Raw genomic sequence first — 16,545 nt, forward strand, 5'->3', positions numbered from 1 at the left:
CCCGGGGGACAGTCCCGGGTTCATCGAATCAGCAGGCGCGTCCGCCGCGAGCTCAGGCCGGGTGGACCTCCGCGTGCTCGCGAGGACTTGAGGACAGCTCTCATGCACACGAAGATCCAGGAGCTCGAGAAGGCGACCCTGCGCGGCGACGTGCCGGATTTCCGCCCCGGTGACACGCTCGAGGTTCACGTCCGCGTCGTCGAAGGAAACCGCTCCCGCGTCCAGGTCTTCAAGGGCTTCGTGCTGCGCAGGCAGGGCAGCGGCGCCCGCGAGACCTTCACGGTCCGCAAGGTCAGCTACAGCGTCGGCGTCGAGCGGACCTTCCCCGTGCACAGCCCGATCATCGAGAAGATCGTGCTCGTGACCCGTGGTGACGTGCGTCGCGCCAAGCTTTACTACATGCGTGATCTGCGCGGCAAGGCCGCGCGGATCCGCGAGAAGCGCGAGGCCGTGCCCGCCAAGTGACACAGACCTTTCCGAATGGCCCGCGTCTTGCGCGGGCCATTCGGCTTTGCAGGGGCATTTCCTTTATGTGGAGCGACTCGGGCGCGGGTGTAACGTCGGTCGAGACTTGTCGAGCCGACGCATCATCTAGGCTCGTCAGCGATGACTAGCGAGAGCCAGGAGCACGGCGCGTCGCGCCGCCCTGTCAAGGACGAGGTGGACGTGGTCGCCGAAGAAACAGAGAAGCCAGCAAAGGGCGGCAAGAAGGACAAAAAGGGATCGTTCTGGAAAGAACTTCCCGTCCTGGTCGTCGTGGCGCTGGTGTTGGCCCTGATCATCAAGACGTTCGTGATCCAGGCCTTCTACATCCCGTCGGAGTCGATGGAGAACACTCTCCTGAAGAACGACCGGGTCCTGGTGAACAAGATGGTCTACCACACGCGTGACATCGAGCGCGGCGACGTGGTGGTGTTCTCGGGCGTCGACTCCTGGGACGGCGAGTTCGAGATGGAGGAGCCGTCCAACCCGGTCGCGGCGTTCTTCCGCTGGGTCGGCACCGCGTTCGGCGTGGTGCCCGGTGAGAAGGACTACATCAAGCGGGTCATCGGCGTCGGCGGCGACCACGTCAAGTGCTGCGATCCCAAGGGGCGCATCACGGTCAACGGCGTGGCGATCGACGAGGGTAGCTATCTCTATCCGGGCAATGTGCCCTCCGACAAGTTCTTCGACATCAAGGTGCCTGAGGGGCGGCTGTGGGTGATGGGCGATCACCGCTCGGTGTCGCTCGACTCGCGCTCGCACCAGGGTGACCCGGGCGGCGGCTCGATTCCCGTGGGCCAGGTGGTCGGGCGGGCGTTCGTCATCGTATGGCCGTTCAACAGGGCGACCACGCTGCCCATCCCCGACACGTTCGCGCAGCCGGCATTGCAGGCGATGGGCGGCTCCGTGCCGCTGGTCGCCGGGTTCGCGGGAGCACTACCCTTGGTGCTGATCCGTCGGCGCAGGCGAAGCAGGAGGCCCTGATGTCCTTCACCAAGAAGGCGGCGGCGGGGGACAACAAGAAGAAAAAGGGCGGCTTCCGCGAGACGATCCTGCTGCTGGTCCTCGGCGTCGGCATCGCGCTGCTGTTGCAGGCGTACGTCATCGGATCGTTCTACATCCCGTCGGAGTCGATGGAGAACACCCTGCTGATCAACGACCGGGTGTTCGTCAACAAGCTCTCGGGCAAGCCCGAACGCGGCGACATCATCGTGTTCAAGGGCTGGAACGGCGAGGACACCATCAAGCGGGTCATCGGCATCGGCGGTGACAAGGTGGCCTGCTGCGACGCCAAGAAGCGGGTGACGGTCAACGGCACGGCGCTGGACGAGGAGTCCTACCTCTATCCGGGCGACTTCCCGTCGGGCGACACGTTCAAGTACACCGTGCCGCCGGGCAAGTTGTGGCTGATGGGCGACCACCGCAGCGCCTCCGCCGACTCGCGCAGCCACGTCGAGGAGCCCGGGGGCGGGTTCATCTCGGAGGACGCGGTGGTCGGCAAGGCCATCATGCGCTACTGGCCGCTGTCGCGAGGCAGCATCTTCATGCACCCTGACACCTTCGCCAAGGTCAAATAGCGGCGGCTCCCGGTCGCGGTTTGCGGCGATTGGGGCGTACGCTGCCTCTTGTCATGACAGTTGCGTTCCGCCCTCGGCCCAGCGTTGTCCGGCGTGATTCCGGACTCTATGCCTATGAGCGGGCATTGGCCCGCCGTGGCCTGACCCCGATCGCCGGTGTCGACGAAGCAGGCCGGGGGGCCTGCGCCGGCCCGCTGGTGGTCGCCGCGACCATCCTGCGCAGGCCGATCGAGGGTCTCAACGACTCGAAACTGCTGGTGCCGGCCGTACGAGAACGGCTCTATGAGCTGATCATGGACTCGGCGCACGTCGGGATCGTCGTCATTCCCCCGGCGGAGATCGACGCGCGGGGGCTGCACAAGAGCAACGTGGCCGGAATGCGCCGGGCCGTCGCGCGGTTGACCTGTGACCCGGGGTACATCCTCACGGACGGCTTCCCCGTCCCGGGCCTGCCGGCGCCTTCGCTGGCGGTGTGGAAGGGGGACCAGGTGGCCGCCTGCGTGGCGGCGGCCTCGATCGTGGCCAAGGTCACCAGGGACCGCATGATGATCGAACTGGACGCCGAGTTCCCGGGTTACGGCTTCGCCGAGCACAAGGGGTACGTCACCCCAGGACATCGGCTGGCGCTGGAGACGAACGGGCCATGCTCCCACCACCGTTACTCCTTCGTCACGGTGGCCAGGGAGATGGGGGAAAATGAAATGGGGGCCGGGGTTGCCTGACCAGGCGAACCGGAAGACCGGTACGACAGGAGGACCGCGATGAGCGCAGAGGATCTCGAAAAGTACGAAACCGAGATGGAGCTGCAGCTTTACCGCGAATACCGCGATGTCGTCGGGCTGTTTACGTATGTCGTGGAGACGGAACGGCGCTTCTACCTGACCAACTCGGTAGACCTCGACGTCCGGACCGCGGAGAACGGGGACGTGTTCTTCGATGTGAAGATGCAGGATGCCTGGGTTTGGGATATGTACCGGCCGGCGCGGTTTGTGAAGAATGTGCGGGTGGTCACGTTCAAGGACGTCAACGTCGAAGAACTGGCCAAGGCCGACCTGGAGATGCCGAAGGAGGGGTTCTCGGGGTAGGCGCTTTTTGAGGATGTTCGTACGGGGTGGCTCGGCTTGCTGGAGCGGGGGGCTGCCTGACGGGAGGACAGTGCCTGTGGGGGCCGGAACGCCCATGGCCGGGGCCCTTGGCAGCCCTGAGGCCCGTCCAGGCCCGCCCTGAAGGACCACCGTCCAGGCCCGTCTCGAAGGGTTACCGTCCGGCTCGGCCCTAAGGGTTGCCCATGGGCCAGCATGGCCACCCAGCTGCTCGGCCGCCCACCCGCTGGGCCACACACCCCCTCGGGGTCAGTCGCCCCGGTTCCCGCCCGCCAACGGGTGACCAGCCGCCTGGCCGGCCTGGCCAATCCACAGTCGCTGGCCGAGGCCTATCCGTAGCCAGTTGCCGGACCACGGGGTCACGGGGTCACCCGCTGGGCTCCCCGCCCCCTGGGCCACTCATTCACTCAGGGGGCCGACACCCCGGGTCTTCGCCCGCCCGTGACCAACTGCCCGGCCGTCCCGGCTCATCCACCGGGCCAATCCACAGCCGTGCGCCGGGGATTACCCGCAGCCAGCCACCGGGCACCGCAACGACATGGCCACCAGCCCGGGTCCCTTCCCCATGGCCGCTCGCGGGATCCCCATACGATTACCGGCAACGGCCGCCGGCCCTTCATGGACCCAAGCACAGCCGCCTACCGGGCCACCCGTCGCCCTCTCCATGGCCCGTCTCCCGGTGGCCCGTGGATCCCCATGGTCCGTAAACCCGCCATGGTCCGTAAGCTCGCCATGGTCCGTAAGCTCGCCACGGTCCGTAAGCTCGCCACGGGCCGTGAGCCTGCCACGGGCCGTTGCCCACAGTGAACGGCTCAACCGAGGACAAGCGGGAGCTTAGCGGCGAAATCACCCAGCGCGACCTTCTCTGCGTCGGTCGGCATACGACGTCCGGTGCCGATCAGCAGCGCGTCCTTGTCGGAGAACGAGGCGGGAAATGAGGTCCCGCCGATCTTCTCCAGCGACGCGCGCGCCGCCACGAGGGTCTCGGTGGGCGGCTCGGCGGCCGACGGTAGATGCGCGATCAGGTCGAGGTGGTGCAAGGTCCATTCGAGCACGTACGCGGACAGATAGTCGCCGACGGTCAGCACCTCGTCGCGGGTACTGACGCGCACGGCGGGATCGGCGAGTTCGGCAGCACGACCAGCCGCGGAACCGACGTCGTCGAGATGGAACTTGAGCAACCGCGGCTCCCCATACGCGGCGGCCAACCGGGGGATCAGCGCATCGAGCGGATCTTCTCCGGTCGGGGGTTCGACAAGGTTCCAGTAGGTGACCGCGTCGACGGTCGGCTCGGTTTCGGCGGGCGTGACCAGCGTGATCAGTACGTCCTGGGCGTCGATGACCAGGTGACACACCAAGTCTCGAACGAGCCAGCCGACACAACCGGACGGCCGCTCGAAGTCCTCATCCGAGATTTCGGCGACCGCCGTACGCAACGCCGTCCAAGAGCGTGAGAAGAGATCCACTGCGGCACGGTAATGCCGGACCGGAACGGCGGACAAGCGTACTCGTACGCCCGATTCACGTACCCGGACGGTTGGTCGCGCATCTCGGCGGCCTCTCACGCCAACTAGCGCAGCCCCCCACCACAACACCCGCACCGCCAAAGACCACCCGCACCCCCCGCAGTCACCCGCATCGCCACAAGCCACCCGCACTTCCCGCAGTCACCCGGCACCCGCACTCGCGCTGCCACCCGCACTCGCACCGCCCCAGGCCACCCGCACCGCCACAAGCCACCCGCACCGCCCCAAGCCACCCGCACCGCCCCAAGCCACCTGCGCTTCCCGCACTCGCGCTGCCGCCCGCACCCGCACCTGCACCGGCCGCCCGCACTGCCCGCAGTCACTTGCCACTGCCGACTCGTAGCCGCCATGGGTCACCCGCACCGAGACAGGCCGGTCACCCCGCACTGCCACTGGCCACCTGCACATGCAGGTCACTCGGGGCGGGTGAGGTGCTCGGGCCGATTCGCTCTGGGCGAATGGATCACCTGGGTCGGCTCACTCAGAGCGGGTGGATCACCCGGCGAGGCCATCTGGAGCGGCCATCCGGCGAGGCCACGCGGGGCGGCAGCGCACCTCACCCGGCGCGGTGCCAGCTGCCCAACCCCGTCCCCGACTTATCCACAACCCCCCGGACCCACAGCCCCCTCTGTCCACAGAACCTCGCTCGGCCCCAATCTCCCATCCCCGATCCGCGAAAGTCAGGGCCCGGAGGTGCCACATGGCCGCGAGGAACGACCTCGGCAAACACGGCGAGCAACTCGCCGTCAACTACCTGGAAGCCGAGGGAATGACCATCATCGAACGCAACTGGCGTTGCCGCCACGGCGAGATCGACGTCATCGCCGAGGACGGCCCCAACCTGGTCGTGGTAGAGGTCAAGACCAGATCCAGCCGATCACACGGCACAGCCTTGGAGTCGGTACGACCGGCCAAACTGGCCAAGCTCCGCATGCTCGCCGCCAAATGGCTCATGACCCAGCCCCGCGCCTTCGACACGGTCAGGATCGACGTGATCGCCCTGGAACGTTTCGCCGGCGACTACTCCCTCCAGCACGTACGGGGGGCGATCTGAGATGGCAGTGGCGAGGACCCGCAGCGTGGCCCTGGTCGGCGTCAAAGGCCGCAGCGTGGAAGTGGAAGCCGACGTGGGCAACGGCTTGGCGGGAATCCACCTAATCGGCCTGCCGGACATGGCACTCAGCGAGGCCAGAGAACGGGTCAGATCGGCGATGGTCAACAGCCATTTCCCGTGGCCAGACGCCCGCATCACGGTAAGCCTGTTCCCCGCAAGCCTCCCCAAGCGTGGCAGTCAGTTCGATCTCGCCATAGCCGTGGCCATACTGGGTGCCGCCGGGGTGGTCCCCGCCGACCGGGTCGCGGAGCCGTTCTTCCTCGGCGAACTCGGCCTCGACGGACGCCTGAGACCCGTGCGTGGCGTTCTCCCGTCGGTGCTGGGCGCGGCCGAGCACGGAGACGTCACGGTGGTCGTCCCGGCCGCGAACTCGGCGGAAGCGGCGCTGGTGCCCGACGTCAAGGTGGCGCCGTTCACCGACCTGCGCCAGCTGGTGGAGTGGCTACGACGGGGAGACGACCTGCCCGAGTGGCACATCCAAGACGTTCCAGAGTCGCCTCAGCCGACCATCCAGCCCGCTGTCGACCTGTCCGACGTGGCCGGCCAGCCGGTCGCCCGCCGAGCACTCGAGATATGCGCGGCGGGAGGCCACAACCTCTGGATGCTCGGCCCGCCCGGCACAGGCAAGACCCTGCTCGCCGAACGCCTGCCCACACTCCTCCCCGACCTGGAGCTGGACCACGCTCTTGAGGTGACGGCCATCCACTCGGTGGCAGGCGTACTGCCGGCCAGCAGCCCCATGCTGAGCAGACCACCGTTCGTCAGCCCTCACCACACCGCCACGGCGGCGGCCATCATCGGCGGCGGCAGCACCGTCATACGCCCCGGCGCGGTCTCCCTCGCCCACCGGGGAGTCTTGTTCATGGACGAAGCCCCCGAATTCCCCCGCCACATCCTCGACTCCCTCCGCCAGCCCCTGGAGGCCGGTCGCGTGACGGTGTGCAGATCAGCCGGCTCCGTCACCTTCCCGGCCCGCTTCATGCTCGTCCTCGCGGCCAACCCCTGCCCCTGCGCCCAGCCCCAGGACCAGGGGGAAAGCTGTCAGTGCTCACCCACGATGAGACGCCGCTACCTGGCCAGACTGTCCGGCCCGCTTCTCGACCGCGTAGACATGAAGGTCACAGTCGCCCGTACGTCCAGACGCGAGCTCATGGCCGACCGCCAGTTCGTCGAACCGAGCAAGATCGTGGCCGAGCGCGTGCTGGCAGCCCGCCATCGAGCCGCCAAACGCCTGGCCGGCACAGCCTGGCGCACGAACGCCGAAATCCCGTCCGCCGCCCTCCACGCCGACTACCGCCCTTCAGATGCCGCCATGAAGTGCATGACGACCGCCCTCGACTCGGGCACCCTCAGCGCGCGCGGCCTCGATCGCGTCCTACGAGTCGCGTGGACCCTTACGGACTTGGCAGGCAAACCCCGCCCCGAAGACGCGGAAACGTCGACAGCCCTCGCCTTGTGGCTGGGGGTGAACACGTGACCCCTCAACCCGCCGCGCAGCCACCACCGAGGCTCGGCGCACCCGAAGCCCACATTCCCACCCCTCAGGAGCGTCGATGACGAGAGCAGAAGTGGAGGCGAGGGCCGCCCTCATGCGCGTAGCCGACGCTGGAGACCCGACGATGGGTCGCCTCGTCGCCTGCTGCGGCGCCGAGGCAGCAATCGACGCTGTACGCACGGAGACCCTCCCGCCCGATTTCATCACCCAGGAAACCCAAGACCACTACATCCCGGACCCCACCCAATATCGACTGGCGGACCTCAACGGGCAGCACCTCCCGGACCTCACCCAACCCCAACTGGCGAACCCCAACGGGCGGCACCTCCCGGACGCCACCCAGCACCAACTGGCGGACCCCACCCGGCAACACCTTCCGGACCCCACTCAGCAACACATCGCGGACCCAACATGGCGGCACATCGCAGCCGACCTCACTAAACGTCCGCCAAATGACCCAAGCTGGCAACTCAGAGACAATCCCACCCAGAGGCAGACCACAGACTCCGGGGGGCAATGCGGAACGACCATCCCTCAGCAACGGATCTCCGACTCCACTCAGCAACACGTCACAGGCCTCGCCCAGCAACTCGGCACAGCCCTCACAGAGCGCCGCATAACAGAGCTCACCCAGCGACTTCGCGCCTGGCGCGCCCGTCTGGAGTCCGCCGATCCCGCAGCCGACCTCGCCAACGGCGAACGAAGCGGCGCAAGATTCATCATCCCCGGCAGCCCAGAATGGCCTACTCAGCTGGACCAACTCGGACCGCGCCGCCCGCTCGGCCTGTGGCTCCACGGCTCGGCCGACCTGCGCTTCTCCTGCCTGCGATCGATCGCCGTAGTCGGCGCACGGGCTGCCACGGCGTATGGTGTGCACGTCGCGGCTCAGTTCGCCGTGGGATTCAGTGACTCCGGCTGGACAGTGGTCTCGGGCGGTGCGTTCGGGATCGACGGCGCGGCCCATCGCGGCAGTCTGGCCGCCGACTCCCCGACGGTCGTCGTCCTGGCCTGCGGCGTCGACGTCAGCTACCCGACCGGACATCACGAACTGTTCGCAGCCGCCCGCGACCAGGGCGTTGTAGTCAGCGAGTGCCCTCCCGGCGTACACCCCACCCGTGCGCGCTTCCTCATCAGGAACCGCCTGATCGCCGCCCTGTCACGAGGCACCGTCGTAGTGGAGGCGGCACTCCGCAGCGGCGCACTCAACACAGCCGGTCACGCTTTGTCACTGCAACGCCACCTGGCGGCCGTGCCAGGCCCGATCACCTCCACCATGTCGGCCGGCTGCCACCGCCTACTTCGCGAACGCAAGGCCGTCTGCGTCACCTCGCCCGAGGAAGTGATCGACCTGGTCGGTTCGATAGGCGATGACCTAGCCCCCCAAACTCGCGGCCCGGTCGTCCCACGAGACACACTGAGCGAGACGACCAGCCGGGTCCTCGACGCCATCCCCACACGCGGCGCCGCAGGCCCCGCCTCCATCGCCGTAGCGGCCGGAGTCTCTCTGGACACGGCTCTGAGCGCACTGGGCGGCCTGGCCGCCGCAGGCTACATAGAACGAGTAGCCAAGGGCTGGCGCACCCGCAAAACGCCACCAAGGACGTACGTGAAAGCCGACGAAACAGCACCTCCTAGGCAGTACGCCTCAGACCTAACCGATGACGACGATCTCCCACCTTCACCCGACGATGCATGAACTTCCCGCGGGCAGTCCACACCCATGTGCCAACGAGCCGCCCATGACCGTAAGCGATACTGCCCGGCGAAGGGGCGAAGGGGCGAAGGGGCGAAGGGGCGAAGGGGCGAAGGGGCGAAGGGGCGAAGGGGCGAAGGGGCGAAGGGGCGAAGGGGCGAAGGGGCTACCGATCTGGCCCCTGGGCGGCCACCCGTTGTCTTATGTCCCGGATGACCACGCCACTCACGACGGCTCGCACCCCTTCGCCCGATCTACGAACGCAGCCTCCGATCCGATGCTGTTGCGGCGGCGGCGATTCCGGTGGAGCGGATCAACGGGCCGGTGCTGCTGGTGACCGGGGAGGACGACCAGGTCTGATCGGCCAAGCGGTTCGCCCGTGAGCCCGAGGCGCGGCGTGGCGCGGCGGGCTGGTCTGCTGACCCAGATGCGGATCGGGTCGGGGGCGAGGGTCAGCGGGTCTTGCTATCGGGAGAGTTGCTGCTCGGCCTGGCGGTCGTGCATGGTGGCTCACCGGAAGAGGGCGCGGCGTTGGGCGAGGGTCATCGGGTCTTGCTGCCGGGAGAGTTGCTGCTCGGCCTGGCGGTCGTGCATGGTGGCTCACCGGAAGAGGGCGCGGCGTTGGGCGAGGGTCATCGGGTCTTGCTGCCGGGAGAGTTGCTGCTCGGCCTGGCGGTTGTTCACGGTGGCTCACCGGAAGCAGACGCGCCCCGCCGCTCGGCTGCCCCGTGGCCCGGCGGCGTTCGGGGCGCTGGTTTGGCCGCGCCGGCTGGAGCTGTTGCGGTCGCCGGCCGCCGAGGGGTGCCGCTGACAGGGCTGCATCGCCTGCATGACCTAGCGACTCATGGGGGTCTGCGCGTCTTCGACGAGTACGTTGATCAGCCTGTGGGCTGGGTTGTCTCCGGCGAGCATCTCGTAGATCTCGGCCCCCTCGGCGGCGACTTCGGTGCTGCGGAGGAACATGGCCTGCTCGTACTCGGTGAGGGCGGCCTCGATGTCGTCGGGGTGCGCGGCGATGGCCTGGCCGAGTTCGGCGCCGTCGTACATGGCCAGGTTGGCGCCTTCGCCGTTCGGGGCCGAGAGGTGCGCGGCGTCGCCGAGCAGGGTCACTCCCGGCAGCCGATCCCACTGGTGCCCGATCGGCAGGGCGTAGAAGGGGCGCAGGACCGGTGCGGTGTCGCTGTCGGTGATCAGCGCGGTGAGCTCCGGCGCCCAGCCATGGAACTCCTGCGCGATCCGCGCGCCGGACGCGGCGGCATCGGTGAAGTCGATGGCGGCGAACCAGTCCTGCGGTTCGGTGAGCGCCACGTAGGCGTGCAGGGTGCCGCCGCTCTCGCGGTGAGCCAGGATCGCCTTGCCCGGCGCGGGTGCGCCCATCGACCCGCCGCCGACCGCTTTCGCGGCGGCGGGGTGCCGGGTGTCGGCGTCGAACAGGTAGGTCTCGACGAACGACATGCCGGTGTACGCGGGCGTGGCGGTCGAGAGCAGCGGCCGGACCCGGGACCACGCGCCATCCGCACCGACCAGCAGGCTCGTGACGATGGTGGTGCCGTCGGCGAAGGTCACTTCGTGGCGGCCCTCGCCGAGAGCACGGGCACCGCTGACCTTGTGGCCCCACCGGACGGTACCGGCGGGGAGCGAGTCGAGCAGGGTCTGCCGCAGGTCGCCGCGCTGCACCTCGGGGCGTCCACCCGTGCCGTTGTCGGCTTTGTCGAACAGGACGGTCCCGTCCCGGCCGAGGACCCGCATCGCCTGGCGGCCCTCCAGGACAAGGCCACGGAACTCGTCCATGAGGTCTGCCGCCTCAAGGGCGAGTTGCCCGTTGTAGTCGTGGATATCGAGCATCCCGCCTTGAGCGCGCGCCGTCGGTGAGGCCTCCGCCTCGTAGACCGTGGCCGGGATGCCGTGGACGTGCAGGACACGGGCCAGAGTGAGGCCGCCGAGACCGGCGCCGATGATCGTGACGGGAGAGTGCATGGTAGCTCCTTCGGGCAGGTTCGAGCTCTCGGGCAGGTTCGAGCTCTCGGGCAGGTTGGAGCTTCTAGGCAGGTTCGAGCTCTCGGGCAGGTTGGAGCTTCTGGGCAGGTTGGAGCGCACGCCGGCGGACGCCAGAGCGGGTTGCGGATGCGCGTGTTGCGGATGCGCGGCCTGGCCGCGCATCCGCGGTTACGACCGGGTCGGTTGCCGCAGTCTCGCGGTGATCTTCGCGAGCAGGGCGTGCAGGGTGTCCCGCTCGTCCTGGTCCAACGGGGCGAGGATCGTCTCGTCGGCGGCGGCCATCGCGGTGTCGAGCCCGGCGATGAGCTCGATGCCGACCGGCGTCGCGTAGACGCGTTTACTGCGCTCGTCGCCGCGCTCCGTGCGGCGCTCGACCAGGCCGCCGCGTTCGAGTCCCTGCAACAGGCCCGAGACGCTGGACGCGGTCGTGTGGGTCATCTGTGCGATGTCGCGCTGGATCGCGCCAGGGTTCTCGATCAGATAGCCGAGTACGAAGGCCTGCTCGAAGCTGAGCTCGCGGGCCCGGATCCAATCCTCGCCGGCCTTCCGCTGAGCCCAGACGATCCAGCGCATCAGCTCGAAGCTGCGGCTGCGCGTACTCTTCGGCTCGTCCATGATAAGGACCCTAACTGTTCGGATCCGAACTGTAAATGCCCGAACTGCTCAGTGCGTTGCTGCCGCCCGCCTGTACGGCCCTGGGCCACGCATCTGGCAAGGTCGTGATCTCCCTCTGAGATCACATTCGGATATTCTCATATATTGGACCTATTTGTCTTAGAAAGAGAGATGCGCTCTAGAGTTCCGAGCATGACACCACTTGAGGTGGTCGCGGTGCTGGCGGCCGGAGTCGCGGGCGGGGCGATCAACACCGTCGTCGGTTCCGGGTCACTGATCACGTTCCCCACACTGCTGGCCGTCGGCCTGCCGCCGATCACGGCGAACGTCTCCAACAACATCGGCCTGGTCCCCGGCGGCCTGTCCGGTGTCATGGGCTACCGGGCCGAGCTGAAGGGCCAGCGGGAGCGGCTGCTCAGGCTGGCCCCGGCCTCCGTCATCGGCTCGCTGGCCGGCGGGCTGCTGCTGCTCACCCTGCCCGAGGGCAGCTTCAACGTGATCGTGAGCGTGCTGATCGCGCTGTCCTGCGCGCTGGTCATCATTCAGCCCAGGCTGAGCCGCCTGCTGTCCGCCCGGCCGGGGCGCGCGCACGGCGGGCCGTGGCTGTGGCTGGGCACGCTCGCCGCCGGCGCGTACGGTGGCTATTTCGGCGCGGGCCAGGGCATCCTGCTCATCGGCCTGATGGGCATCATGCTGGACGAGGAGCTGCAGCGCATCAACGCGGCCAAGAACGTGCTCGCCCTGCTGGTCAACTTCACCGCCGCTGTCCTGTACATCCTGGTCGCGGAGGTCGACTGGCAGGCGGTGCTGCTGGTGGCGCTGGGCTCGATGATCGGCGGCTTCTTCGGCGCGCGCCTGGGCCGCAGGCTGCCCGCGCCGATCCTGCGCGGCGTGATCGTCTGCATCGGCGTCGTCGCGATCGTCAAGCTCCTGGCGACCTGATCGGCCGGAGGGTGGCCGCGGGCATCCACCGGTTGTTCTCCGCTCCCGAGCGCTAGTTTGCCCTGTGAAACTTTCAAGCATTTTGCCTGGTCACAGCCATAGGACCCACGGTGCGTTGACGAGCGTGAAGACGGCAGCCGAGCATGACGCCGCGTTCTCCCTCTCCGAAAGGCATCCCCATGCACTTGTCCAAGGCGCTGACGGCCGCCCTGGCCACGCTGGTGGCCGGAGCGGCAGTCGCTGTCGCGGTGACCACGGTCGCCCCGGCAGGCGCGGCCGCCGGTACGGGCACCGGCTACCTGCACACCAGCGGCAACAAGATCGTTGACAGCACGGGCGCGACCGTGCGCCTGACCGGCCTCAACTGGTTCGGCATGGAGACCGACAATCGGACCTTCCACGGCCTGTGGTCGAGCACTCCCTGGAAGGGCCACCTCGACAAGATGGCCTCGCTGGGCTACAACACGATCCGGGTGCCGTACTCCAACGACGCGCTCAAGTCCGGCGCCACGGCCACCGGCATCAACGACTACGTCAACCCCGACCTGATCGGCCTGTCGCCGCTGCAGATCCTGGACAAGATCATCGCGTACGCGGGCGGCAAGGGCATGCGGATCATCCTCGACCGCCACCGCCCGACCGCCGCGGGCCAGTCCGCGCTCTGGTACGTCTCCGCCACGCCGGAGAGCACCTGGATCAACGACTGGAAGGCGCTGGCCCAGCACTACGCGAACAACCCCACCGTCATCGGCGCCGACCTGCACAACGAGCCGCACGCCGAGGGCACCAACCCCAACGCGACCGGCTCCTGCTGGGGCTGTGGCGACCAGGCCCGCGACTGGCGGCTGGCCGCCGAGCGGGCCGGCAACGCGGTCCTGTCGGTCAACCCCAACTGGCTGATCTTCGTGGAGGGCGTGAGCTGCCCGAGCGGCGGTCTGTCCAACGTGTGGGACGGCGATCCCAGCAACGACGAGGACTGCGGCTGGTGGGGCGGGAACCTGTCGAAGGCGGGCCAGTATCCGGTACGGCTCAACGTGGCCAACCGCCTGGTCTACTCACCCCACGACTATGCGACCTCGGTCTACCACCAGACCTGGTTCGACGCCCCCGACTACCCCGCCAACCTGCCGGCCATCTGGGACAAGTACTGGGGTTACCTGTACAAGCAGAACATCGCGCCGATCATGATCGGCGAGTTCGGCACCACCCTGGCCGCGAACGTGGACAAGATCTGGCTGCAGGAGCTCCTGAAGTACACGGGTACCGGGGTGAACGGGATGTCGTTCACCTACTGGTCGTGGAACCCGAACTCCGGTGACACAGGGGGCATCCTCAACGACGACTGGACCACCGTCAACCAGGCCAAGCAGGCCATCCTCCAGCCGTACCTGATCCCGCCGACCGGCGGCACCGGGCAGCCCTCCGATACGCCCACGCCCAACCCTCCCGGGCAGTGCACGGTGACGTACAAGCAGACGAACTCCTGGCAGGGCGGCTTCCAGGGTGAGCTGACGGTGAAGAACACCGGCACCGGCACGATCAGCGACTGGACCGCCACCTGGACGTTCCCGTCGGGGGTGACGCTGGTCAACGGCTGGAACGCGGTCGTCACCCAGTCGGGCACCACGTGGACCGCCAAGGGCCCCGACTACGCCAAGAACCTCGCCCCCGGCGCGTCGGTCGCCGTCGGCTTCACCGCCAACGGCCCGGCCGCCCAGCCCAGCAACGCAACCTGCTCCTGACCCTTCCCGCCAACGCAACCTGCTCCTGACCTTTCCCACCGTCCTGAACTCGCGCTCATTCCGACCGTCACGGGCCCCCGCTTCGCCCCATCGTCGCGGGCTCCCGACTCTTCCCACCGTCAGAGGCTGCCGGCCTTGCGACCGTCGCGAGCTCCTGACCCTCCCACCGTCGCGGGCGGACCCGCTCCCGCCCGCGGCCCCTGAACGAGCACCCGCCCCGCGATCCACGACCGAGCACCGCGGGGCGGGCGCTCGCCTTCCCTCTCCAAGGGGTGGCACTTAACGGTCCTCTCCAAGGGGTGGCACTCAACGGTCCTCTGCAAGGGGTGGCACTCAACGGTCCTCTCCAAGGGGTGGCACTCAACGGTCCTCTCCAAGGGGTGGCACTCAACGGTCCTCTCCAAGGGGTGGCACTCAACGGTCCTCTGCAAGGGGTGGTACTCAACGGTCCTCTGCAAGGGGTGGTACCCAACGGCCCTCCCCAAGTACGGCGAACTCCAACGCATGCAAGGTCTCTGGCTGGGGTGGCCGGGCGGCCGGCGCAGATGGCACTGACAGCCGCTGGCGGAGCATGGGGTTGCTTTGCCCATCCCTCTACGGGCGAGGCGCTGCCGCGAGCAAGGGATCATCGGGGCGGGCCCAGCGGGCGTGGGCGCGTGATCGCGATCTGGGCCGCTTCCGGCCAGGGCAGCGGGTGGTGTCCCACCCAGTGGTGGATCAGTGATCTCGTTGTGTGTTTCCTAGGTGGGCGAACAGGACGAGCGCGCAGAAACTACACCGCTCTGCGGGACGTCATCTTTGGCTCGACCGCGGTGGACAGGTCCTGCCGGAGGTGGAACCGGTCGGTGACTTGGACGCTTCTGGTGCGCTGGTGCGAGCGGGCGATCTCGGCTTTCAGCTTGGCTAGATCGCTGATCCGCCGGTGGCGTCCCATTGAGTGGTGGATCCACGAGCTCGCCGCATGGCTTGGTTGCTACCAGGGAGGATCGGGTCCGAGTGGCCGAGAACCGCGCCACTCCGCGGATCATCATCGATCCGCGACCAACGAGACACCGCCCCATCGGTCGGCTGCTGGTCGTGGACCAATGTGTAAAGGTGAAAGAAGTGAGGCGACGGTAGGCCCATATACGGGTACAAGCCCGGCCGTGGACTGTCGATCGCCTGGTCGCGTGGCTCCGGCAGCGGTCGGCGTCTGTGAGAGGGGAGGCGCTTGTGGCCGACGGGTGGCTGGGGGCGGATGAGGTGACAGCCGAATTCGGCAGGTACTTGCGGTTTGAAAGAGACCTGTCGCCGCATACCGTGCGTGCTTATCTCTCCGACGTCACGGCCCTGTTCGAGCACCTGGACGGTCAGCTCCACGGTCTTGATATCGGTACGTTGCGCGAATGGCTGGCCGAGCAGCATGCCGACGGTAAGGCGAGGGCGACGCTGGCGCGCAGGACCGCCTGCGTACGTACCTTCACGGCCTACTGCCATCGCAGAGGCTGGTTGCCGGACGACCCCGGCCTGCTGTTGGGCAGTGCCAAGGCTCCCCGCCCGTTGCCTGCCGTACTCAATCTGGAGCAGGTTCAGGCCACCCTTGAAGTGCCGTCGGACGGAGAGCCCAAGGAACTGCGGGATCAGGCCATCCTGGAGCTGCTTTACGCCACGGGGGTGCGGGTGAGTGAGCTGTGCGCGCTGGACGTCGACGATGTCGATCGGGATCGGCACGTCATCAGGGTGCTGGGCAAGGGCCGTAAGGAACGGTCAGTGCCGTTCGGGTTGCCCGCGCTCCGTGCTCTGGACAGATGGTGCGTCCACGGACGCCCCCGGTGGATCCGCGCTGGCTCGGGGGCGGCGGTGTTTCTTGGGGTACGAGGCGGGCGTATCGACGCGGGTACAGTGCGCCGGGTGGTGCACGCTCGCTTGCGTGAGGTCGAGGGAGCACCGGATATGGGCCCGCACGGGCTGCGACACACCGCGGCGACGCACCTGCTCGAAGGCGGCGCCGACCTGCGCAGCGTCCAGGAGCTTCTCGGACACGCATCGCTGCACACCACCCAGATCTACACGCACGTCTCGATCGAGCGCCTCCGCACGGCATACCGCCAGGCACACCCCAGGGCGTGACCGGACATCGGTTCGGGGCCCAGCGGGGGATTGGGTGCGGGTCCAACGGGGACCGGGTTCCGGGTCTAACGGGGATGTTGCTGGGGCTGGGGTCCGGCCGGGGGACGAGGTTGTCGAGGTTGTGGGGTTCAGCGGGGTGGACCTAGTG

15 protein-coding genes are annotated in these 16,545 nt (G+C 68.0%); 11 read left to right on the forward strand and 4 right to left on the reverse strand.

The window, feature by feature from the left end; genetic code table 11:
- The first annotated feature begins 102 nt into the window (after window positions 1-102).
- The 5 genes from rplS to ACIBO2_RS06145 all read left to right on the forward strand — a co-directional run bounded on the left by rplS (window position 103) and on the right by ACIBO2_RS06145 (window position 3,145).
- Window positions 103-465: a 50S ribosomal protein L19 gene (rplS, locus tag ACIBO2_RS06125; RefSeq protein ID WP_214641562.1), complete on the forward strand. Its 363-nt coding sequence runs from the start codon at window positions 103-105 to the stop codon at window positions 463-465.
- A gap of 141 nt (window positions 466-606) precedes the next feature.
- On the forward strand, window positions 607-1,467 hold the full coding sequence (gene lepB / locus ACIBO2_RS06130; RefSeq protein WP_358553734.1) for a signal peptidase I: 861 nt from the start codon (window positions 607-609) through the stop codon (window positions 1,465-1,467).
- Window positions 1,467-2,060 (forward strand): signal peptidase I, encoded by a 594-nt coding sequence (gene lepB, locus ACIBO2_RS06135; protein ID WP_358553736.1) that lies wholly within the window; start codon window positions 1,467-1,469, stop codon window positions 2,058-2,060. Before lepB (ACIBO2_RS06130) ends, lepB (ACIBO2_RS06135) begins: the two co-directional genes overlap by 1 nt.
- A 53-nt stretch (window positions 2,061-2,113) precedes the next feature.
- On the forward strand, window positions 2,114-2,782 hold the full coding sequence (locus ACIBO2_RS06140) for a ribonuclease HII (protein WP_358553738.1): 669 nt from the start codon (window positions 2,114-2,116) through the stop codon (window positions 2,780-2,782).
- A gap of 39 nt (window positions 2,783-2,821) precedes the next feature.
- Window positions 2,822-3,145, forward strand: a complete 324-nt coding sequence (locus ACIBO2_RS06145; protein ID WP_026215037.1) for a DUF2469 domain-containing protein — start codon at window positions 2,822-2,824, stop codon at window positions 3,143-3,145.
- Window positions 3,146-3,975: 830 nt separating this feature from the next.
- Here the strand turns inward: ACIBO2_RS06145 and ACIBO2_RS06150 are convergent.
- On the reverse strand, window positions 3,976-4,629 hold the full coding sequence (locus tag ACIBO2_RS06150; RefSeq protein WP_397295723.1) for a maleylpyruvate isomerase N-terminal domain-containing protein: 654 nt from the start codon (window positions 4,627-4,629) through the stop codon (window positions 3,976-3,978).
- Between the two features lie 760 nt (window positions 4,630-5,389).
- Here ACIBO2_RS06150 and ACIBO2_RS06155 point away from each other — a divergent pair.
- The 3 genes from ACIBO2_RS06155 to dprA all read left to right on the forward strand — a co-directional run bounded on the left by ACIBO2_RS06155 (window position 5,390) and on the right by dprA (window position 8,994).
- Complete coding sequence (locus ACIBO2_RS06155) at window positions 5,390-5,743, forward strand: YraN family protein (RefSeq protein ID WP_357942951.1); 354 nt, start codon at window positions 5,390-5,392, stop codon at window positions 5,741-5,743.
- 1 nt (window position 5,744) lies between these two features.
- Entirely contained in the window at window positions 5,745-7,280 is a 1,536-nt protein-coding gene (locus ACIBO2_RS06160; RefSeq protein ID WP_358553740.1) for a YifB family Mg chelatase-like AAA ATPase, read from the forward strand.
- A gap of 142 nt (window positions 7,281-7,422) precedes the next feature.
- Entirely contained in the window at window positions 7,423-8,994 is a 1,572-nt protein-coding gene (gene dprA, locus ACIBO2_RS06165) for a DNA-processing protein DprA (RefSeq protein WP_397295619.1), read from the forward strand.
- An 831-nt stretch (window positions 8,995-9,825) separates the two neighbouring features.
- Here the strand turns inward: dprA and ACIBO2_RS06170 are convergent.
- Together ACIBO2_RS06170 and ACIBO2_RS06175 are read right to left on the reverse strand one after the other, a co-directional pair.
- Complete coding sequence (locus ACIBO2_RS06170; RefSeq protein WP_358553744.1) at window positions 9,826-10,968, reverse strand: NAD(P)/FAD-dependent oxidoreductase; 1,143 nt, start codon at window positions 10,966-10,968, stop codon at window positions 9,826-9,828.
- A 189-nt stretch (window positions 10,969-11,157) separates the two neighbouring features.
- Window positions 11,158-11,604 (reverse strand): MarR family transcriptional regulator, encoded by a 447-nt coding sequence (locus ACIBO2_RS06175; protein WP_358553746.1) that lies wholly within the window; start codon window positions 11,602-11,604, stop codon window positions 11,158-11,160.
- 192 nt (window positions 11,605-11,796) lie between these two features.
- On the opposite strand from ACIBO2_RS06175, the gene ACIBO2_RS06180 reads away from it, so the two are divergent.
- Window positions 11,797-12,546 carry a sulfite exporter TauE/SafE family protein gene (locus ACIBO2_RS06180; RefSeq protein ID WP_358553748.1) on the forward strand — a complete coding sequence of 250 codons (750 nt, stop codon included), beginning with the start codon at window positions 11,797-11,799 and terminating at the stop codon, window positions 12,544-12,546.
- A 179-nt stretch (window positions 12,547-12,725) separates the two neighbouring features.
- The gene (locus ACIBO2_RS06185; RefSeq protein ID WP_358553750.1) at window positions 12,726-14,288 is read left to right on the forward strand and encodes a cellulase family glycosylhydrolase; all 1,563 of its coding nucleotides are present in this window, start codon (window positions 12,726-12,728) and stop codon (window positions 14,286-14,288) included.
- Window positions 14,289-14,407: 119 nt separating this feature from the next.
- On the opposite strand, the gene ACIBO2_RS06190 is transcribed toward ACIBO2_RS06185, so the two are convergent.
- Window positions 14,408-14,917, reverse strand: coding sequence for a DUF4573 domain-containing protein (locus ACIBO2_RS06190; RefSeq protein WP_397295622.1), 510 nt, complete (start codon window positions 14,915-14,917; stop codon window positions 14,408-14,410).
- A 613-nt stretch (window positions 14,918-15,530) separates the two neighbouring features.
- Here ACIBO2_RS06190 and ACIBO2_RS06195 point away from each other — a divergent pair.
- Complete coding sequence (locus ACIBO2_RS06195) at window positions 15,531-16,397, forward strand: tyrosine recombinase XerC (RefSeq protein WP_397295725.1); 867 nt, start codon at window positions 15,531-15,533, stop codon at window positions 16,395-16,397.
- The last annotated feature ends 148 nt before the right edge of the window (window positions 16,398-16,545 follow it).

It is taken from the genome of Nonomuraea sp. NPDC050022 (genome assembly GCF_044460705.1).
GTDB lineage: Bacteria > Actinomycetota > Actinomycetes > Streptosporangiales > Streptosporangiaceae > Nonomuraea.